20 protein-coding genes and 1 pseudogene are annotated in these 18430 nt (G+C 71.9%); 8 read left to right on the forward strand and 13 right to left on the reverse strand.

Features of this window, described 5'->3' with window-relative positions:
- Nucleotides 1-171: 171 nt before the first annotated feature.
- Both ACFXKG_RS20380 and ACFXKG_RS20385 read right to left on the reverse strand, forming a co-directional pair.
- Nucleotides 172-816 (reverse strand): annotated as a pseudogene (locus ACFXKG_RS20380) (LuxR C-terminal-related transcriptional regulator); the annotation flags it as partial.
- A complete protein-coding gene (locus ACFXKG_RS20385) occupies nt 801-2210 on the reverse strand; it encodes a sensor histidine kinase (protein ID WP_384840636.1) in 1410 nt (469 codons plus the stop codon). The pseudogene ACFXKG_RS20380 and the gene ACFXKG_RS20385, both read right to left, overlap by 16 nt.
- A 205-nt stretch (nt 2211-2415) precedes the next feature.
- Between ACFXKG_RS20385 and ACFXKG_RS20390 the strand changes: the two genes are divergently transcribed.
- Both ACFXKG_RS20390 and ACFXKG_RS20395 read left to right on the forward strand, forming a co-directional pair.
- On the forward strand, nt 2416-3138 hold the full coding sequence (locus tag ACFXKG_RS20390) for a hypothetical protein (protein ID WP_384840639.1): 723 nt from the start codon (nt 2416-2418) through the stop codon (nt 3136-3138).
- A 109-nt stretch (nt 3139-3247) separates the two neighbouring features.
- Nucleotides 3248-4729, forward strand: a complete 1482-nt coding sequence (locus tag ACFXKG_RS20395) for a PepSY-associated TM helix domain-containing protein (protein ID WP_384840642.1) — start codon at nt 3248-3250, stop codon at nt 4727-4729.
- A 321-nt stretch (nt 4730-5050) separates the two neighbouring features.
- On the opposite strand, the gene ACFXKG_RS20400 is transcribed toward ACFXKG_RS20395, so the two are convergent.
- Nucleotides 5051-5674 (reverse strand): winged helix-turn-helix domain-containing protein, encoded by a 624-nt coding sequence (locus ACFXKG_RS20400; protein WP_384840645.1) that lies wholly within the window; start codon nt 5672-5674, stop codon nt 5051-5053.
- Between the two features lie 357 nt (nt 5675-6031).
- On the reverse strand, nt 6032-7051 hold the full coding sequence (gene glnII / locus ACFXKG_RS20405; protein ID WP_384840648.1) for a glutamine synthetase: 1020 nt from the start codon (nt 7049-7051) through the stop codon (nt 6032-6034).
- 219 nt (nt 7052-7270) lie between these two features.
- On the opposite strand from glnII, the gene ACFXKG_RS20410 reads away from it, so the two are divergent.
- The gene (locus ACFXKG_RS20410) at nt 7271-8197 is read left to right on the forward strand and encodes a Gfo/Idh/MocA family protein (protein ID WP_384840651.1); all 927 of its coding nucleotides are present in this window, start codon (nt 7271-7273) and stop codon (nt 8195-8197) included.
- Nucleotides 8198-8245: 48 nt separating this feature from the next.
- Here ACFXKG_RS20410 and ACFXKG_RS20415 read toward each other — a convergent pair whose 3' ends face one another.
- Both ACFXKG_RS20415 and ACFXKG_RS20420 read right to left on the reverse strand, forming a co-directional pair.
- On the reverse strand, nt 8246-8662 hold the full coding sequence (locus ACFXKG_RS20415; protein ID WP_384840654.1) for a hypothetical protein: 417 nt from the start codon (nt 8660-8662) through the stop codon (nt 8246-8248).
- 198 nt (nt 8663-8860) lie between these two features.
- The gene (locus tag ACFXKG_RS20420; RefSeq protein WP_384840657.1) at nt 8861-9220 is read right to left on the reverse strand and encodes an arsenate reductase family protein; all 360 of its coding nucleotides are present in this window, start codon (nt 9218-9220) and stop codon (nt 8861-8863) included.
- A 131-nt stretch (nt 9221-9351) separates the two neighbouring features.
- On the opposite strand from ACFXKG_RS20420, the gene ACFXKG_RS20425 reads away from it, so the two are divergent.
- Nucleotides 9352-9714 carry a hypothetical protein gene (locus ACFXKG_RS20425; protein WP_384840660.1) on the forward strand — a complete coding sequence of 121 codons (363 nt, stop codon included), beginning with the start codon at nt 9352-9354 and terminating at the stop codon, nt 9712-9714.
- Between the two features lie 32 nt (nt 9715-9746).
- Here ACFXKG_RS20425 and ACFXKG_RS20430 read toward each other — a convergent pair whose 3' ends face one another.
- The gene (locus tag ACFXKG_RS20430; RefSeq protein ID WP_384840664.1) at nt 9747-10286 is read right to left on the reverse strand and encodes a GNAT family N-acetyltransferase; all 540 of its coding nucleotides are present in this window, start codon (nt 10284-10286) and stop codon (nt 9747-9749) included.
- Nucleotides 10283-12148 carry an SMI1/KNR4 family protein gene (locus ACFXKG_RS20435; protein ID WP_384840667.1) on the reverse strand — a complete coding sequence of 622 codons (1866 nt, stop codon included), beginning with the start codon at nt 12146-12148 and terminating at the stop codon, nt 10283-10285. The genes ACFXKG_RS20430 and ACFXKG_RS20435 overlap by 4 nt, the downstream gene beginning before the upstream one ends.
- Before the next feature lie 248 nt (nt 12149-12396).
- Here ACFXKG_RS20435 and crcB (ACFXKG_RS20440) point away from each other — a divergent pair, with 248 nt between their 5' ends.
- From crcB (ACFXKG_RS20440) to crcB (ACFXKG_RS20450), 3 genes are read left to right on the forward strand one after another with little or no spacing between them, the layout of a single operon-like run.
- Entirely contained in the window at nt 12397-12786 is a 390-nt protein-coding gene (gene crcB / locus ACFXKG_RS20440; RefSeq protein WP_384840670.1) for a fluoride efflux transporter CrcB, read from the forward strand.
- Nucleotides 12783-13130 carry a DUF190 domain-containing protein gene (locus ACFXKG_RS20445; RefSeq protein WP_384840672.1) on the forward strand — a complete coding sequence of 116 codons (348 nt, stop codon included), beginning with the start codon at nt 12783-12785 and terminating at the stop codon, nt 13128-13130. The genes crcB (ACFXKG_RS20440) and ACFXKG_RS20445 overlap by 4 nt, the downstream gene beginning before the upstream one ends.
- Entirely contained in the window at nt 13127-13501 is a 375-nt protein-coding gene (gene crcB / locus ACFXKG_RS20450; RefSeq protein ID WP_382888463.1) for a fluoride efflux transporter CrcB, read from the forward strand. Before ACFXKG_RS20445 ends, crcB (ACFXKG_RS20450) begins: the two co-directional genes overlap by 4 nt.
- Before the next feature lie 13 nt (nt 13502-13514).
- On the opposite strand, the gene ACFXKG_RS20455 is transcribed toward crcB (ACFXKG_RS20450), so the two are convergent.
- Together ACFXKG_RS20455 and glnA are read right to left on the reverse strand one after the other, a co-directional pair.
- The gene (locus tag ACFXKG_RS20455; RefSeq protein WP_384840676.1) at nt 13515-14120 is read right to left on the reverse strand and encodes a GPP34 family phosphoprotein; all 606 of its coding nucleotides are present in this window, start codon (nt 14118-14120) and stop codon (nt 13515-13517) included.
- A gap of 134 nt (nt 14121-14254) precedes the next feature.
- Nucleotides 14255-15664 (reverse strand): type I glutamate--ammonia ligase, encoded by a 1410-nt coding sequence (glnA, locus tag ACFXKG_RS20460; protein WP_382888461.1) that lies wholly within the window; start codon nt 15662-15664, stop codon nt 14255-14257.
- A 242-nt stretch (nt 15665-15906) separates the two neighbouring features.
- Between glnA and ACFXKG_RS20465 the strand changes: the two genes are divergently transcribed.
- Complete coding sequence (locus ACFXKG_RS20465) at nt 15907-16374, forward strand: RDD family protein (protein ID WP_384840680.1); 468 nt, start codon at nt 15907-15909, stop codon at nt 16372-16374.
- Between the two features lie 185 nt (nt 16375-16559).
- Here the strand turns inward: ACFXKG_RS20465 and ACFXKG_RS20470 are convergent, their stop codons facing one another.
- From ACFXKG_RS20470 to ACFXKG_RS20480, 3 genes are all read right to left on the reverse strand, one after another.
- On the reverse strand, nt 16560-17258 hold the full coding sequence (locus ACFXKG_RS20470; protein WP_384840683.1) for a DUF4191 domain-containing protein: 699 nt from the start codon (nt 17256-17258) through the stop codon (nt 16560-16562).
- Between the two features lie 10 nt (nt 17259-17268).
- Nucleotides 17269-17538, reverse strand: coding sequence for a hypothetical protein (locus ACFXKG_RS20475; protein ID WP_384840686.1), 270 nt, complete (start codon nt 17536-17538; stop codon nt 17269-17271).
- Nucleotides 17539-17845: 307 nt separating this feature from the next.
- The coding region (locus ACFXKG_RS20480) for a lipoyl synthase (protein ID WP_384840689.1) at nt 17846-18430 on the reverse strand (585 nt) is incomplete at its 5' end.

Consider the following 18430-nt stretch of genomic DNA (forward strand, 5'->3'; position numbering starts at 1 on the left):
AAGCGCTCCGTTCCATACGGGCCTCAAACGTGGGGTGTTCAGAGGCTCGTGGAATTCATAGAAATCTCCATCAACAAACCGGGCGCATGCCCCTCATTCGGACCTGCGGCCCGGTCCGAGGGAGCCGCGGCCCGTTCCGCCGGAACCGTGGCCCGTTCCGCCGGGGCCGCGGCCGCCTTCCAGATAGGCGAGGACCGCGAGCACCCGCCGGTTGTCGTCGTCCGACACCGTCAGGTCCAGCTTCGCGAAGATGTTCGACGTGTGCTTGGCCACCGCCCGTTCCGTGACGACGAGTTGGGCGGCGATCGCGGCGTTCGAGCGCCCCTGGGCCATCAGCTCCATGACCTCGCGCTCGCGCGGCGTCAGCCCGCCGAGCGGCGCGTCCCGCTCGTGCCGGGAGAGCAGCCGGGAGATCACCAGCGGGTCCATCGCCGTACCGCCCGCCGCGACCCGGCGTACCGCGTCGATGAACTGCTCCGCGTCGAAGACCCGGTCCTTCAGCAGATAGCCGACCGCGCCGGCGCCGTCGGCCAGCAACTCCCGTGCGTACAACTGCTCGACGTGCTGGGAGAGTACGAGGACGGGCAGCCCGGGGCGCGCCCGCCGCGCCGCGAGCGCGCACTGCAGGCCCTCGTCCGTGTGGGACGGCGGGAGCCGGACGTCCACGACGGCGACGTCCGGCTCCAACTCGGCCAGCGCGGTGGTCAGTTCGGGCCCGGTCTCGACGGCCGCGACGATCTCGAAGTCGTACGCCTCCAACATCCGGACCAGGCCGTCCCGCAGGAGGAAGAGATCTTCGGCTAGGACAACTCGCAAGGAAGCTCCATGGTCACCATGGTGGGACCGCCCGCGGGGCTGCTGACGGCCAGGACGCCGTCGAATGTACCGAGCCGCCGCTGCAGACCGCTCAGCCCTGACCCGCCGCCGACCGCCGCGCCGCCTCGGCCGTTGTCGGTGACCGCGATCCGCAGCATGCCGTCGGCGTACGAGATGTCGACCCAGACCCGGTCGGCGCCCGCGTGCTTGACCACATTGGTCAGCGTCTCGCTCACCGCGAAGTACGCGGCCGACTCCACCGGCGCGGGGGCCCGGCCCGGGAGTTCCACCTCCACCTCGGGCTCCGGCGGCATGGGCAGCCGCAGCGCCAACTCCTTCACGGCGTCCCCGAGTCCGCGCTCGGCCAGCACCGGCGGGTGGATCCCGCGCACCAGATCACGCAGCTCGGTGAGCGCGTCCGCCGAGGACTGCCGCGCCTTGCCGATCAGCTCCTTCGCCTTGGCGGGGTTCTTCTCGATCAGCGCCTCGATGGTGCCCAGGTCCATGCCCACCGCGACCAGCCGGGCCTGCGCGCCGTCGTGCAGATCGCGCTCGATGCGGCGCAGCTCGGCGGCCGAGCTGTCCACGGCGTCGTGCCGGGTCTCCGTGAGCCGCTCGATCCGCTCGGTCAGCGCGTGGCCGGGGGCGGGGGCCAGCAGGGCCCCGGTCAGCCGGAAGTGCAGGCGCAGCAGAGCGGGGCAGTAGCGCAGAGCGACGCCGAAGAGCACCAGGGCGACCGCCGCGGCGGCGAGAGCGGTCGACTGTCCGGTGACCGGAACGAACGCGTACCAGTACGTGCCCTCGGTGAAAGGCCGCCACAGCCCGGCGCCCAGGACGAACCCCTCCACGGGGTAGAGCAGCAGCACGGCCGTCAGCAGCGCGGTGACGAATCCGGCTGTCATGTCGATCACCAGCCACTGGAGATCGCGCCAGGTCGCCGGATCCTTGAGCATCAGGGTGCAGCGTTCCACCTGGCCGGTGAGCCCGCTCCGCACGTCCGGGGGGAAAGGGCGGTACGGAACCGGGATCGGTACGTCGGACCAGGTGGCCGCGAGCAGCCTGCGCTGGTTGGCGCAGGCGCGGAGCGCGGTGAGTACGGCGGGGGTGGTGAGGAAGCCGATCCCCAGGGCAAGGAGGGCGATCGAGAGGATCGTCACCACGAAGAGGAGGATCGACCCGAGGGAGATGACCGCCAGGGCCAGCCCACGCGCCGCCGCGAGCAGCGCCTCGCGCGGCTTCGGCCGCCGCGCGGTCCAAGCGTCGTCCCTGTTCCTGCTGTTGCCCCCGTCCCCGTCCCCGTCCCTCGCCCTGGTGGTGCCCGTGTCGTCGGTCATGGCGCTGTTCGCGGCGCTGTTCGCGGCGCTTGGCGTGGCGCTCTGCGTGGCGCGGTCCATGGCGGTCTCTCCCCTTCGCGGCCGGGCGGCCCGACGGCGCCCGGCGTCCCGGTCTCCCCGGTACGACAACCAGTCTGACCGGAGCGACGGGCGGGAGACAGCCGGTCCGCACCCGGCCCGGGGTGTACTCAGCACCACCTCCCGGAGGAGCCGCGGCTTTTGTGATCTGCCGTCCCGCGCTCCGGGATGGCACCATGTGCGGACCATGACCGAGACCGGATCGCCGCTCCGCGCCGCGCGCGCCGCCGTCTTCGCGGCCGTGTGCGTGCCGCTGGCGGCGGTGGGGCACGCGCTCACCTCGGGCGCGTCCGGGCACGCGATCTCGGTGCCGGTGCTGCTGGCGGCGTACGGGACGACCGCGGGCGCCGCCTGGCTCGCGGGCGGGCGGCGCCGGGGCGCGCTGTCGATCGGCGCCGGGCTGCTGACCTTCCAGGGCCTGCTGCATCTCCTCTTCGCCGGGGCACTGCCGTGGTACGGATTCGCCGCCTCCCGGCACACACCGCACGCCGGCGGGGGCGCGCGCATGGACATGGGGCCCGCGGCGGAGCCGATGCCGGGTCAGGCGTCGGCGCCGGGAGCGGGCTCGGGACTGGACGTGGGGCTGGGGGAGCTGTTCGGCGGTTCCGCCGCCATGCTCGCCGCCCACTGCGTCGCGGCGGCGGTCTGTGCCCTCTGGCTCGCCCAGGGGGAGGCCGCGTTCTTCCGGCTCGCGCGCGCCGTCGGAGCCCTCGCGTTCACCCCGCTCCGGCTGCTCCTCGTCTCCGTACGGCTTCCTGCCGGGCCCCGGCTGATCCGGCCCAGGAACGGCACGTTCCGCGCGCACCGCTTCCGTGGGGTCGTCCTCGCGCACACGGTGTCCCGGCGCGGGCCGCCCGTGTCCCGTACCCCTCGCGCCACGGCCCCCGGAGCCGCCGCCACCGCTGTCTGACGCGGAGGGACGGCCAGGGAGCCCTCCGGACCTTCCGGCTTCCCCGACACCTCGGATTCCCCGGACGCTCCGGCCTTCCCCGTGCCGATTTCCAGCGCCTAGGACAGTCATGGCCATTGAAGACCCCGTTCAGGGGAACGACACGAACGACACGTCCGACAGAACCCCGGACGCCGCCCCCGCGCCCACGCCCGCCCCCACCTCCCTCTGGAGTGCGCTGCGCCCGCTCGTGCTGCGGCTGCACTTCTACGCGGGGCTGTTGATTGCGCCGTTGCTGCTGGTGGCCGCCACCAGCGGGTTCCTCTACTCCCTCTCCTATCAGGCGGAGAAGGTGATCTACCGCAATGAGCTGCGGGCCCCGGTGGGCGACCGTACGGTCCCGCTCTCCGAGCAGCTCGACGCCGCGCGTGCCGCCCACCCGGAGGGCACCGTCACCTCCGTACGCCTGCCGTCCGAGGAGGGTGCGACCACCCGGGTCCTGATGTCCACGCCCGACAGCGAGGAGTTCAAGTCCCTCGCCGTCTTCGTCGACCCGTACACCGCCGAGGTGCGCGGTGAACTGACGAGCTACGGCAGCTCCGGCGCCCTGCCGGTGCGCACCTGGCTCTCCGAGGTGCACCGCCACCTCCAGCTCGGCGAGCCGGGCCGGATCTACAGCGAGCTGGCCGCGAGCTGGCTCTGGGTGGTGGCCCTCGGCGGGCTGCTGCTCTGGACCGCCCGCAAGCGTGCCTCGAAGCGCGCCCTGGTGGTGCCCGAGCGCGGTGCCACCGGGCGGCGCAGGACGCTCTCGCTGCACGGTTCGCTCGGGATGGTCGCCGTGACCGGGCTCGTGCTGCTCTCCGCTACGGGGCTGACCTGGTCCACGTACGCGGGCGAGAACATCACCGCTGTCAAGGACCAGCTCGGCTCCGCCACCCCGGCCGTCTCCGCGGCCCTCGACAGCGGCAGCAGCAGTGATACGGGGGCCGGGGCAGGAAAGGGCGGCGGCCACGAAGGCCATGACATGGCGGACATGCCCGGCATGGAGGGCATGAAGGGAACCGACGTCGGCGTCGATCTCGCGGTGGTCGCCGCACGCCAGGCAGGGCTGGACGGGCCGATCGCCGTCACCCTGCCGACCGAGGGCAGCGGCTATGTCGTCGCACAGATCGACAACCAGTTCCCGGTCCGGCTCGACTCGGTCTCCGTCGACCCCGCCAACGGCATGATCCTGGACGAACTCCGCTTCGCCGACTACCCGTTGCTCGCACAGCTCACCCGCCTCGGCATCGACGCGCACATGGGGGTCCTGTTCGGCCTCGCCAACCAGCTCCTGCTGGCCGCCCTCGCCCTCGCGCTGATCGTCCTCATCGTCCTGGGCTACCGCATGTGGTGGCTCCGCCGGCCCACCAAGGAACGCCGGCTGAGCGCGGGCAGGGCCATGCCGCGCGGCGCCTGGCGCAAGGTCCCGCCGCGCCTGCTGGTGCCGCTCGGGGTGGCCACGGTGCTGATCGGCTGGTTCCTCCCGCTGCTCGGCATCAGCCTGCTGGTGTTCCTCCTGCTGGACGGCGCGCTGGGTCTCCGGGCCCGCGCACGGGCGGCCCGTACCTGATCAGGAAGCGGCTGACGCCACGCCGAGTGCCGAGGCAGGCCACGACGCGTGATCCGACCGGTCCCTCCGGCCCGGTCGGATCACGCGGAAGAGACGGAAGACCTGGATCTTGTCGGCGGCGGAGAACAGGATGCCGGCGAAGTCGCGCCCGGCGTGGCGGGCCTGATCCTGCGCGCCCCTGTCCAACTCCTCGTCCGTGGCACCCGGTTGGGCCGACGCGGGGATGGTCTCGGAAAGGCCGCGCACACGGAGAAGCCCCGCGGCTCCGGATCCCGGACCTGCGGGGCTTCTCCGCGTACACGAACACGTACGCGGTTCGGATCAGGGGATGTACTTGTAGCCCACGCGCCGTACGGTCTGGATCGTACGGCGGTGATCCGCGCCCAGCTTGCGGCGCAGCCGTGCCACGTGCACGTCGACGGTCCGGCCGTCGCCCACATGCCCGTAACCCCAGACCGTGGTCACCAACTGGTCGCGGGTGTGCACCCGGTGGGGGTACGCCACGAGATGCGCGAGCAGTTCGAATTCGAGGTACGTGAGTTCGAGCTGCCGCCCGTCCACGACCGCGGTCCGCCGGACGCTGTCGACCAGCACGGGCCCGCCGCCCGCCGACGTAGCGGCAGAGGCAGGGGCAGGGGCGGGAGCGGCGGCAGGGGTGGGGACGGCGCCGGGGGCGGAGAGGGCCGCGACGGCTCCGGCCGGGTGCTGGTCGGCCGGTACGAGCACGAGGTAGCCGATCATCGGCGGCTGCCCCGGCAGTGAGGGCAGGGTGTGCTGAGGCGCGGGCAGCCAGGTCGCGCCCGGCGGCAGGAAGTCCACCACCTGACCGACGGGGACGCCGACCGGGGCGGCGGCGCCGGATGTCTCGTCGCTGTCGACGGCCCGGAGCCGGTGACGGCCGGGCGAGGGGAAGGGACCGGGAAGGGAGGAGAGGGAGTTCGCCATGAGGGGTCAGCTCTTTCGCGCGGAGGACTCGTCGAGACGTCGGGTCGACGAGGACGGACGGGACGTACGTCTGCGCGGCGGCCGAAGGCCGAAAGGCTTTAGAGGGCCGGCGCGTTCCTCACGCGGCAACACACCCGGTCGAAGTCATGATGCTGCCGGGACGGCCAGAACGGCTCCAGGTCGAAGAGACCCCTCGCGGTGTACTGGAAGCTGGCCATGAACCCATTGAAGCAGATGACGGGGGAGCGCAGCAGCCTCCTCACCTCAATCCGGACGCCGGAGGGGGTGGGCGCCGCATGGCACCCACCCCCTCCGGGAACGTTCCTGCGGGGGACCGGCGCCCCCTCACCCGACGTACTAGACCTGGCCGGCCTTCTCCAGGGCGCTGCAGCAGGTGTCCACGATCAGCCGTGTGACCACGTACGGGTCGACGTTGGCGTTCGGGCGGCGGTCCTCGATGTAGCCCTTGCCGTCCTTCTCGACCTGCCACGGGATACGGACCGAGGCGCCGCGGTTCGAGACGCCGTAGCTGTACTCGTTCCACGGGGCGGTCTCGTGCAGACCGGTCAGCCGGTCGTCGATGCCCGCGCCGTAGTTCTTCACGTGGTCGAGCGGCTTCGAGCCCTCGCCCAGCGACTCGCACGCGGTGATGATCGCCTCGTACCCCTCGCGCATCGCCTTGGTCGAGAAGTTCGTGTGCGCGCCCGCGCCGTTCCAGTCGCCCTTCACCGGCTTCGGGTCCAGCGTCGCGGAGACGTCGAAGTCCTCGGCGGTGCGGTAGAGCAGCCAGCGCGCCAGCCACAGCTGGTCGGAGACCTCCAGCGGCGAGAGCGGGCCGACCTGGAACTCCCACTGGCCCGGCATGACCTCGGCGTTGATGCCGGAGAGGCCGAGACCGGCCTTGAGGCAGTTGTCGAGGTGCGCCTCGACGACGTCCCGGCCGAAGATCTCGTCCGAGCCCACACCGCAGTAGTAGCCGCCCTGCGCGGCGGGGAAGCCGCCCTCGGGGAAGCCGAGCGGACGGGCGCCCTTGAAGAAGGTGTACTCCTGCTCGATGCCGAAGATCGGCTCCTGCGCCGCGAACTTCTCCGCGACCTCCGTCAGCGCCGCACGCGTGTTGGACTCGTGCGGCGTCATGTCGATGTTCAGGACCTCGCACAGGACGAGGACGTCGTCCCCGCCGCGGATCGGGTCGGGGCAGGAGAAGACCGGCTTCAGCACGCGGTCGGAGGCGTGGCCCTCGGCCTGGTTGGTGCTCGAACCGTCGAAGCCCCAGATGGGCAGCTCGGCGCCGTCGCTGAGGATCTTCGTCTTCGAGCGCAGCTTCGCGGTCGGCTCGGTACCGTCGATCCAGATGTACTCAGCCTTGAACGTCACGGGGCCTCATCCTTTGCGGGTGCAGCAGGTTTGACCCGAAGCCTCGCAATGTGTGATTTCCCCGCCGTTGCCCTTCCATGAACCACGTGTTACTCAGGCTCATTTTGTGACGTTTTTGTTCTGTGAGGTTTCGCCGCGCGTCCTCCGGGTCACGGGTGCCCTCCCTTCTTGATCGGGGGTTCTTCCGCCCTGCAGGGTTCACCCGTCACACTGGCCCGTATGGACAAGCCACGCATCGGACTGCTCGGCACCGGCCCTTGGGCGGAGCGTACGCACGCCCCCGCGCTCGCCGCCCACGACGGGGTCGTATTCAGCGGCGTCTGGGGACGGCGCCCCGAGGCCGCCACCGCGCTCGCCGGGGCACACGGGATCACCGCCCATTCCGGCGAGGTCGGCCTCGACGCGCTCTTCGCCGAGAGCGACGCCGTCGCCTTCGCACTGCCGCCGGACGTCCAGGCGCCGCTGGCGGCCCGCGCGGCGGCGGCCGGCTGCCACCTCCTGCTGGACAAGCCGGTCGCGACGACCGTACGGGGCGCCCGCGAGGTCGCGGACGCGGCGGCGGCCTCCGGGGTGGCGTCCGTCGTCTTCTGCACCCTGCGTTTCGCGCGCGACACCGCCGAATGGGTGGACGAACAGTCGGCAAAGGGCGGCTGGTTCACGGCTCACGCACAGTGGCTCGGCGCGCTCTACGCGCCGGGGGAGGAGAGCCCGTACGCCGAGTCCCCATGGCGCCGCGAGAAGGGCGGGCTGTGGGACGTCGGCCCGCACGCGCTGTCCGCGCTGATCCCGCCGCTGGGCGATGTGACGGCGGTGACGGCCGTACACACCGAACCGGACCTCACCCAGCTCGCACTCCGGCACGTGTCGGGCGCGGCCAGCACGGTGACGCTCAGCCTGAGCGCGCCGAGGGCGGGCGCCGGCACGGGATTGGAACTGCGCGGCACGCACGGTGTCGCGGTGCTCCCGGAGGGCTGGGGCGACCCGGTCGGCTCCTTCGGTACGGCGATCGACGCGCTCCTGGAGTCGGTCCGTACGGGCGCGCCGCACGCGTGCGACGTACGGTTCGGGCTCCGGCTGACGGAGATCCTCGCGGAGGCGGAGGCCCAGATGGCCGCGGCGGCGGCAGCGCGCACGGGCGCGGTGTAGCCGCTGCTCCTCGGCCGACTGCTCCTCTGCTCCTCGGTCGACTGCGCCTCAGTCGACGTGGAGGATCCGCGCGCCCCGGTCGGTCCGGTCGCCCTCCTGCACGTGCTCGACCCGCTCGCTCCGGTCGCTCCGCTCGACCAAGGCGCCCCGCTCGGTCTGCCCACCCCGTTCGGCCTGCCCACCCCGTTCGGCCTGCCCGCCCCGCTCGCTCCGGGCGTTGCGGACCAGCGGCTGACCGGGGCCGGACGCGGTGCCGTCGAGGAGGGCGCAGCTCCCCGTCGTCGAGGTGATCCGCTCCGCGGTACCGGTCCGGGCACTGCCGACGCAGACCGCCGACGCCTGCCGGTCCGTGCGGGGCGTCGGCGCCGCCGTGTCCCCGGCCGGAGCCATCAGGGCCACCAGCGCTGTCGAGCCGGCCAGCAGGGCGAGCGTTCCCCGGCTGAGGGCGGTCGTTTGACGAGGCACGTGGGGAGACTCCTGTCCCCGGCCCCGCGGCAGGCGGGCCGGCTGGGTTCCGGATGCCGATAGGTACGCACCGCGGGACTGCCTCGCTCAGCGTCACACGAGCAACATCCGTCACAGGCGCCACAGTTCACCTGCTTCACCTGCTTCACCTGTCTCACCCGTCTCGCCTGACGCACCTGCCGGAGCGGGAGGCCTCCGTCACCGCTTGAGGGCGTCCCGTACCGCTTCGTCCGTGCGCGCCACCACGGCCGTACCGTCGTCCGCCGTGATGATCGGCCGCTGGATCAGCTTCGGGTGCGCGGCGAGCGCCGCGATCCAGCGCTCGCGCGAACCGGCGTCCCGCGCCCACTCCTTGACGCCCAGCTCCTGCGCCGCGGCCTCCTGGGTGCGGGTGATGTCCCACGGTTCGAGCCCGAGACGGCCGAGCACCTCCCGGATCTCGTCCTCGGACGGCACGTCCTCCAGATACCGGCGGACGGTGTACGAGGCTCCCTCCGCGTCGAGCAGGGTGAGCGCGCCACGGCACTTGGAACAGGCGGGGTTGATCCAGATCTCCATCTTCCCGAGCCTACCTCCAGGCACCCCTTCCACACCCGCCAAACCGGGTCTGGCCAGGGGCGATTGTCAGTGGTGGGCAGTAAAATGGAGGGAGTTCGTGAGGGTCCCACCACCACGCCGGGAGGCTGACGATGGCTGTTGCCACCATCACGGAGAACTCCGCCGAATCCGCGCCGACCCCATCCGTTCCGTCCGCTCAGCGCAAGCGTTCCGCCCCGTCCTCCGCTCCGTCCTCGCCCTCCGCCCCGTCACGCTCGTCCGTCACTCCGACCGCCCTCAAGCGCAAGCCGCTGCCCGCGGGCCGCCCCCGGGAGTGGTACGAGAGCCACAACCGCCGGCTCAAGGCCATGCGCCTCGCCATCGCCCTGCTCGACTCGGGCGTGTATCACCCGTCGAGCGCGCCCAACCGGCGGATACGGAGCACGGCGGCCCGGATCGGGATCCACCCGCCGTCCAACACCACCTGCCGCATGGTGCGCGAGCTGATCCGCTAGCGGACCGACGGCAGCGGCGGCGGCCGCCTCCCTCATGCTCCGAGGCGCCGCCGCCAGCGGACCTCGCCGTCATGCCACTCGTCGGTGGGGCTCAGCCCGACCGCCGCCGCGACCGCGCCGGACGCCCGGTGGCCGGGATGGATATGGGCGGTCACCGTCCCCACACCCTGCCCCGCCAGCCACCGGACCAGCCCCCGCGCCGCCTCCGTGGCGAACCCGCGCCCCTGCCACGCCGTCCCCACCACCCAGGACAGCTCGGCGACCGTCTCGCCCCGGTTGGTGCGGTGCGGGGTGACGGTCGCCTGGACCGTACCGGACAGCTCTCCCGGTCCCGCCCGCTCCGTCAGTACCCAGTTGCACCAGGAGAACGCCGGATCGGGCGAGCCCGCGACCAGCCTCGTGTACCGACGGCGGAGTTCCTCCACCGTCGACGGCCGACCGCCGATGAACGCGTGCAGCGCCGGGTCGGCGAGCACGCCCGCCATCTCCTCCGCGTGCTCGACACGCAGCGGCAGCAGCGTCAGCCGCGGCGTCTCGATCACGGCGGTCCGCACCGGGGGCGCGGCGGTCACGACGGCTCCCGCCCCAGGCCATCGCCGCGCGGCGGCCCCACGACGCCACCCGCCTCCGACTCCCCCGCGCCGGCACCCGCACCCGGGGGCCGGAGCCAGGGCCGCATCCGCACGGTGTGCAGCCGGCCGTGCCGGAGCGCGAACTCGGGCAGCGAGATCCCGAACTCGTCCGAGAGCGCGGTGAGCGCCTCGTACTCGTCATCCGGATCCAGCCCCAGGGGCTCCACCCCCGCCCCTTGGTCCTCGTCGTCCTCGTCGTACCCGTCGTGCTCGTCCTCCTCGTACGCGGGGAACAACTCCTCCGGGTCGAGCGAGCCGGGCAGCTCCCCCCACTGCTCGATCTCCTCGCCGCGCACCGTGAACCCGTACACACGCTGCCCGTCCTCGGCGTACGAGAAGTGGAACGCGCCCGGCTGCGCCGAGAGCCGACCGCCGCGCTCGCACCACACCGTGACCGACTCGGCGCCGGCGGACGCCGATTCGCCCAGCCCGCTCAGCCGCTCCGGCAGGAACGCCTCCGAGAGCTGGGCACGGCTCTCGTAGGCGAAACTCCAGCCGTCCCCGCACAGACCGACCCGGGCGACGGGCCGCCGCTCCCCGTGCTCCGGCTCCTCCGGGCCGGACCGGGCCCCGGTCAACTCGTCCTCACCGGCCGGCGCCAGCAGCGGCCCCCGGCCTATCCGACGGGCCAACTCCTCCGGAGGAACGCCCTGTACGAAGACGAAGCGGTAGCCGCCCTCCCGGTCGGCCGCGAGGGACGGCTCATCGGCGAGCCAGGCAAGCCCGTCGTCCCACGACACCCCCTTGCCCTCTCCGACGCCCTCTTCGCCCCCGCCACCGGCACGCGCATCCACGCCCGGCTCCCGCCCCTCCGCGCCCCGGGGCGTCTCCAGCAGATACCGGCCGCGCTCCGGGGTGAGCACGGGCCCGAGCAGCGGATCGGCGAGCAGCCCGACCGGGCCGAGGCGCTCGTCCCCGTACGGCTCCCAGCGGGCCGCGGCCGCGGCGAGGGTGTCCCACGCAGCCTCGGTGTCCCCCCAGCGCGCCTGCTCCCGCGCCGCGTCCACCGCGGCACCGAACGGCCCCGGGGCCTCGTACCGGAACGTACTCCCAGCGGTCCCGCGGTCCCCCGTCCCACCGCCGTTCAGCAGCGCCTCCAACTCGACGCGCAGCCCGCGGGCGTGGGGCCTGCCGCACTCCTCCGCCTCCGTGAAGACCTTGAGCGGGGCGTCGGCCGCCGCACCGCGCAGACAGGCCAGCCGCGCCTCCTCGACCTCGGCGTCCAGCTCGCGCGTCGTGTCGTTCTCGAACCCCGGTGTGTTCCAGTACGTCCGGTGGAAGTTCCGGAACAGGGCCTGCATGAGCTCCATGAAGGACTCGTACCGGTCCGGGGCGTCGCACGAACCGGGCCGGTGGAAGTAGGCGGCCCACTCCCCGTCGGCGTTCACGTCCCCGGGATCGAGCAGAACCTCGGCCTGGTCCGCCGCCACGTCCGGCTCCACACGGAGCTGCAGCGCCCGGCCGCACAGACCGTCCGGGCCCCACAGACCGTCCCGCTCCTGCGCATCCCCGTACCACCGCGTCCCCTCCGCCGTCCCCAGCAGCCGGAGGCCCGTCCCGGCGGGGCGCCAGCCGTCCGTGACGGCCAGGAACGACCGGAAGGTCGGCGGCAGCACCACATCAGGACCGAGCCGCTCCTCCAGCGCGCCGATCCGCCCGGGACCGGCGCCCGCGAACCCGAGCCACCGCTCGCCCGGCGCTTCCGGGCCCGGATCCGAGTCCGACCGCGCCCGCGCACCGGGGGAGCCGGCCCAGTCCGCACTCCACCGCTCAAGGAAGGGACGCCAGTTGTAGGTCTTCATGCCGTTCATGGTGCCAGCGCCCACTGACAGCCCCCCGCCCCGTCCCCGCCCCGTCCCCCCCGTCCCCGGCAGGGGTCCCCGCCCGGCTGGCCGGGGCCTGCCGTCTGCGGCTAACCTGATCGGGAGTACGAAAGCGGCGGTGGGGCTCGCCGTACCAGAACCGCGGTGCGACTGCCGCCAACGGTCCCTACTTGCGATGGAGCGCGCCCCGGCGCGGGCGCCCGGCGAGTAGGAGAGTGTTCCGCGTGATGCCCGAGGTAGCGGTGGTGGCGCTGGGCGGCGTGATCGGAGCGTCGGCCCGTTACGGGGCCGCGCTCCTGTGGCCCACCGCTCCCGGCGCCTTCCCGTGGACGACGCTCACCGTGAACGCGGTCGGATGCGCGGTGATCGGCGTGTTCATGGTGGTGATCACCGACCTGTGGACGGCGCACCCCCTGGTACGGCCCTTCTTCGGCACGGGCGTCCTCGGCGGGTTCACCACCTTCTCGACGTACGCCGTGGACATCCAGCGCCTGGTCACGCACGGCCGGGCGGGCATCGGCGTGGCCTATCTGGGACTGACCCTGCTCGCCGCGTTCGCGGCGGTGTGGGGTGCGGTGTGGGCGACCCGCCGCGTACTGGCATGGAGGCAGGCATGACCGGACCGACGGGTACGGCACTGCGCCTGACGGTCTTCGTCGGCGAGACCGACCTGTGGCACCACAGGCCGGTCTACACGGAGATCGTCCACCGCGCCCACAAGGCGGGGCTGGCGGGCGCCAGCGTCTTCCGGGGCGTCGAGGGCTTCGGCGCCTCCTCGATGATCCATACGCAGCGGCTGCTCTCCCTCAGTGAGGACCTGCCCGTGGCGGTTGTGATCGTCGACACCGAGGAACGGATCAGAGCCTTCCTCCCTCAGCTCGACGAAGTGGTCGGCGAGGGCCTGGTGACGCTGGACCGCTGCGAGGTCGTCCGCCACGGGGGCCGGGAGACGACCCGGTGAACTGGTTCCTGGTGGCCCTGGGCGCCGCCGTCGGAGCCCCGCTCCGCTATCTGACCGACCGCTCCGTCCAGAGGCGGCACGATTCGCTCTTCCCCTGGGGCACCTTCACCGTCAACGTGACCGGCTGCCTCGTCCTCGGACTGGTGACAGGCGCGATCACCGCGGGCGCGGCCTCCTCCTCCGTACAACTCCTCCTCGGTACGGGCTTCTGCGGCGCGCTCACGACGTACTCCACCTTCAGCTACGAAACCCTCCGCCTCGCCGAGGACGGCGCCCGCCTCTACGCCGCGGCCAACGTGCTCGCCTCGGTGGTGACCGGCCTGGGCGCGGTCTACCTGGGCGTCGCACTCGCGGGAGCCCTATGGCCCTAGGGCCGGCGCGCCGTCACTGACCTCGCCAGATGTTGTCGTACGCGGCTTCCTCAATCGATCGCCGCTGCCGTACGGCCTCCAGTTCCATCACCGCGTCGTTGACGGCGGCGAGCACGGTCACCACCGAGTCGTCCCCGATCTCCGGGGAGTCCTCCCCCTGCCCCTCCCCGATCCCGAGCGCGGCGGCGAGCGCGGCGAGGACCGGCTCGCCCGACGCCCAGCGGGCGGCCGCGCGGCGGCGCGCGGGGGAGTCGGCCAGGGCCGTGCGCCCCGTACGGACCGGAAGCCAGCGGTGGCGTTCCCGGGTGAGCCCGCCTTCCGCCTCCAGAGCGGCGACGTAGACATCGGACAGCCCCCGGCCCCGCCGCCACAGCCAGTCCTCGACGGACTCGTACGGCGCGTCCCTCACCAGCGCCGACGCGGCCTCGTCCAGCAGGCGGTCCGGCAGCGTCCACCGGCCGCCGGGCACGATGCCGTCGCCTTCCAGCGTCAGGGCCTGCGCGTCCAAGAGGTCGATCACCTCGGCCCCGGCGAGCACGAGCGACAGGTCACCCCGCTCCACCGGCCGACCGGACGGCACGTCCATGGAAACGATCAGCAGGTCACGCGGTGTGGTCATGAGCGGCTCCGTATCAGAGGCACTGTGGCGGTCCTGGCCGACTCCAGTCTCCCCCGAGCAGCCCCGGCAGACCGGAAACAGCCCCTCCGAACGGCGGTTTCGCCTGTTCGAAGGGGCTGCCGGGAGGCTTCGGCCTAGATGTCGAAGTACAGCTCGAACTCGTGCGGGTGCGGACGGAGCTGGATCGGCGCGATTTCCTTCGTGCGCTTGTAGTCGATCCACGTCTCGATCAGGTCCGACGTGAAGACGCCGCCCGCCTGGAGGTACTCGTTGTCCGCCTCCAGCGCGTCCAGGACGGCCGGGAGGGAGGTCGGGACCTGGGGGACGCCCGCGTGCTCCTCGGGGGCGAGTTCGTAGAGGTCCTTGTCGATCGGCTCGGCCGGCTCGATCTTGTTCTTGACGCCGTCCAGGCCCGCGAGGAGGAGCGCGGAGAAGGCCAGGTACGGGTTGGAGGACGGGTCCGGGGCGCGGAACTCGACGCGCTTGGCCTTCGGGTTCGAGCCCGTGATCGGGATGCGCATCGCGGCGGAGCGGTTGCGCTGCGAGTAGACCAGGTTGACCGGGGCCTCGAAGCCGGGGACCAGGCGGTGGTACGAGTTCACCGTCGGGTTGGTGAAGGCCAGCAGCGACGGGGCGTGCTTCAGGATGCCGCCGATGTAGTAGCGGGCGGTGTCCGAGAGGCCCGCGTAACCCTGCTCGTCGTAGAAGAGCGGCGTGCCGCCCTGCCACAGGGACTGGTGGACGTGCATGCCGGAGCCGTTGTCACCGAAGATCGGCTTGGGCATGAAGGTCGCGGTCTTGCCGTTGCGCCAGGCGACGTTCTTCACGATGTACTTGAAGAGCATCAGGTCGTCGGCCGCGGCCAGCAGCGTGTTGAACTTGTAGTTGATCTCGGCCTGGCCGGCGGTGCCCACCTCGTGGTGCTGGCGCTCGACCTGGAGGCCGGACGCCTCCAGCTCCAGGGAGATCTCGGCGCGCAGGTCGGCGAAGTGGTCGACCGGCGGGGCCGGGAAGTAGCCGCCCTTGTAGCGGACCTTGTAACCCCGGTTGTCCTCGACCGCACCGGTGTTCCAGGCGCCCGCCTCGGAGTCGATGTGGTAGAAGCCCTCGTTCGCCGTGGTGTTGAAGCGCACGCTGTCGAAGACGTAGAACTCGGCCTCGGGGCCGAAGTACGCGGTGTCCGCGATGCCGGTGGAGGCGAGGTAGGCCTCGGCCTTCTTGGCGATGTTGCGCGGGTCGCGGCTGTACTGCTCGCCCGTGATCGGGTCGTGGATGAAGAAGTTGATGTTCAGCGTCTTGTCACGGCGGAACGGGTCCACCCGAGCCGTCGACAGGTCCGCGCGCAGCGCCATGTCGGACTCGTGGATGGCCTGGAAACCGCGGATCGAGGAGCCGTCGAACGCCAGCTCCTCGGTCGGGTCGAACGCCTTCGCCGGGATCGTGAAGTGCTGCATCACGCCAGGCAGGTCGCAGAAGCGGACGTCGACGAACTTGACGTCCTCGTCCGCGATGAACTTCTTGGCCTCGTCGGCGTTCTGGAACATCCAGCTCCTCCTCCTCCCGTCCCGGGGAGGGGCGGGGGTTATCGGTCGTGCGGCCAGTGCGGTGGCACACGCTGGACCTGACCTTAGGTTTCCGGGATTTCTCCAGCATGACCCATTTGTTTCGTCGAAGTTAACCAGCCGGGGTGTGTGCCGGGGGTACGACGGCTCCGCACGCGTACCCCCGTGCCCCTGGTGCCAACCCCGTCCCGGGGGCGCCGGCACCGCCGCAGTACCGTGGACGGGTGGACAACAGGCAAGTAATCGGATCGTGGCTCTCGGGGCCCCGCGCCGCGGCCGAGAACATGGGCGTCGACTTCGGCTACCGGGGCGAACGGCTCGGTCTGCCGGAGCACGGCCCCGGCTCCGTGGCCCCGCTCGGGCGGCGCTTCGGCGCCCTCTTCGCCGACTGGGGGCTCTGCATGCTGATCGCATACGGACTCCTCGCCGACGGTGACTGGCAGGCATCGGGCAACTGGGCCCTCGGGGTGCTCCTCGTGCTCGGCGTGCTCACCGTCGGGACAGTCGGCTTCACGCCGGGCAAGCGCATTTTCGGCCTCCGTGTCATCGCCGAGGGCGGCGGGCGCCTGGGCTTCTGGCGCGTTCTCGTCCGTACGGTGCTGCTCTGTATCGCCATCCCCGCGCTGGTCTGGGACCGCGACGGGCGCGGGCTGCACGACCGTCTCGCCCGGGCCGTGCAGGTGCGCGCCTGAGGCCGGGCCGGAGCCTGCGCGGGCGCGCGGAGCGCCGGGGCATGGAGAGCCGGGGAAGTACCGGGGCATGAAGAGCCGGGGCATGAAGAGAGGGCGGTCGGAGAGTTCTCCGGGCCGCCCTCTTCTGTGGTTTCTTCTACGGGTTCTTCCGTTGCCGCTCGGTTGCGTGCGGTGGTCGTGAGCGCCTAGCGCATCTTTCCGCCGCGCGGCATCCGCATGCCCTTCGGCATCGGCCCCTTCGGCAGCGGCATGTTGCTCATCAGGTCGCCCATCGCCCGCAGCCGGTCGTTGGCCGCCGTCACCTGCGGGCCGGCCAGCACCCGGGGCAGCTTCAGCATGGTCGTACGGACCTTCTTCAGCGGCACCTGGCCCTCGCCGTCGCCGACGATGATGTCGTGCACCGGTACGTCGACCACGATGCGCGCCATCTTCTTCTTCTCGGCGGCCAGCAGGCCCTTCACCCGGTTCGGGTTGCCCTCGCCGACCAGGACGATGCCCGCCTTGCCCACCGCGCGGTGGACGACGTCCTGGCTGCGGTTCATGGCGACCGCGGGGGTCGTGGTCCAGCCACGGCCGACGTTCTCCAGGACCGCGGCCGCCGCGCCGGGCTGGCCTTCCATCTGACCGAAGGCGGCCCGCTCCGCGCGTCGCCCGAAGACGATCGCCATCGCGAGGAACGCCAGGATGAAGCCCAGGATCCCCAGATAGACGGGGTGATCGATCACGAAGCCGATCGCGAGGAAGACGCCGAAGGTGACGATTCCCACACCACCGACGACAAGCCCGACCTTCGAGTCGGCCCGCCGGGTCATCTTGTAGGTGAGAGCGATCTGCTTCAGTCGCCCCTGGTTCGCAGCAGTGTCTGCGTTGTCCTTCCTCGCCATGCCCAGAAGTTTACGTGGCGTGGGAAGCGGCGGCAGACACGGCCTCCAGTACGTGCTCCGTCTCGACCCGGTCCTTGGCCCTGCGGCGGTCCTCCAGGACGGCCGTCCAGGCGTTGCGGCGGGCCGTACGCTGGCCGGCGCTCAGGAACAGGGACTCCACGGCGCGCAGCGCGGTGGAGACGGAGGGCAGGGTGGCGGGCAGGGCCGCGGAGCGGCGGGTGGGTGTGTCCGCCGCCGTCGCCTCCGTGACAGTGGTGGGTCGTACCGGCGCGACCTGCATGATGGCGGTCCCCTCAGGAGCGGTGAAGGCAGACGTGCGAGCGCACGCACAAGCGAACGGGTGAGCGAAGCATGGGACGTCTGTTCGCGGAGTGTGCGTACAGTGTCACTCACTGGTGTTACCAGGACGTGACCGAACGGTCAAACGTGGATGAAACCCTGGCGCGGGGGCGGAAGTCGGACCCCGAACGAACGTGCGGTCCGTACGCCCCCTTGACCTGCGAGGAGCGTACGGACCGCGACACGCCGGGCGCTACCGGCTGGTAGTCACTTGTGCGCCGATTCACACAATCCGCGGCTCATACGACTCATACGGCCTGGGCGACGGCCGTCGCGCCGCGCCGTTCGATCGCCTGCTGGTAGAGCCGCCCCGCGCGGTACGACGAACGCACCAGGGGTCCGGACATGACGCCGGAGTAGCCGATGGCGTCGGCCTCGTCCTTCAGTTCCACGAACTCGGCGGGCTTCACCCAGCGCTCGACGGGGTGGTGGCGTGCGGAGGGCCGCAGGTACTGGGTGATGGTGATCAGTTCGCAGCCGGCGTCGTGGAGCTGGCGCAGGGCCTCGCTGATCTCCTCGCGGGTCTCGCCCATGCCGAGGATGAGGTTGGACTTGGTGATCAGTCCCGCCTCGCGGGCGCGGGTGATCACGTCGAGGGAGCGCTCGTAACGGAAGCCGGGGCGGATCCGCTTGAAGATCCGCGGCACCGTTTCGACATTGTGCGCGAGCACCTCGGGCCGCGACGAGAAGACCTCGGCGAGCTGCTCCGGCACCGCGTTGAAGTCCGGGATGAGCAGCTCGACCTTGGTGTGGCCGCCCTCGCGCTCGGCGGTGAGGGCGTGGATCCGGCGGACGGTCTCCGCGTAGAGCCAGGCGCCGCCGTCCTCCAGGTC

This window comes from Streptomyces sp. NPDC059255 (genome assembly GCF_042752355.1).
GTDB lineage: Bacteria > Actinomycetota > Actinomycetes > Streptomycetales > Streptomycetaceae > Streptomyces.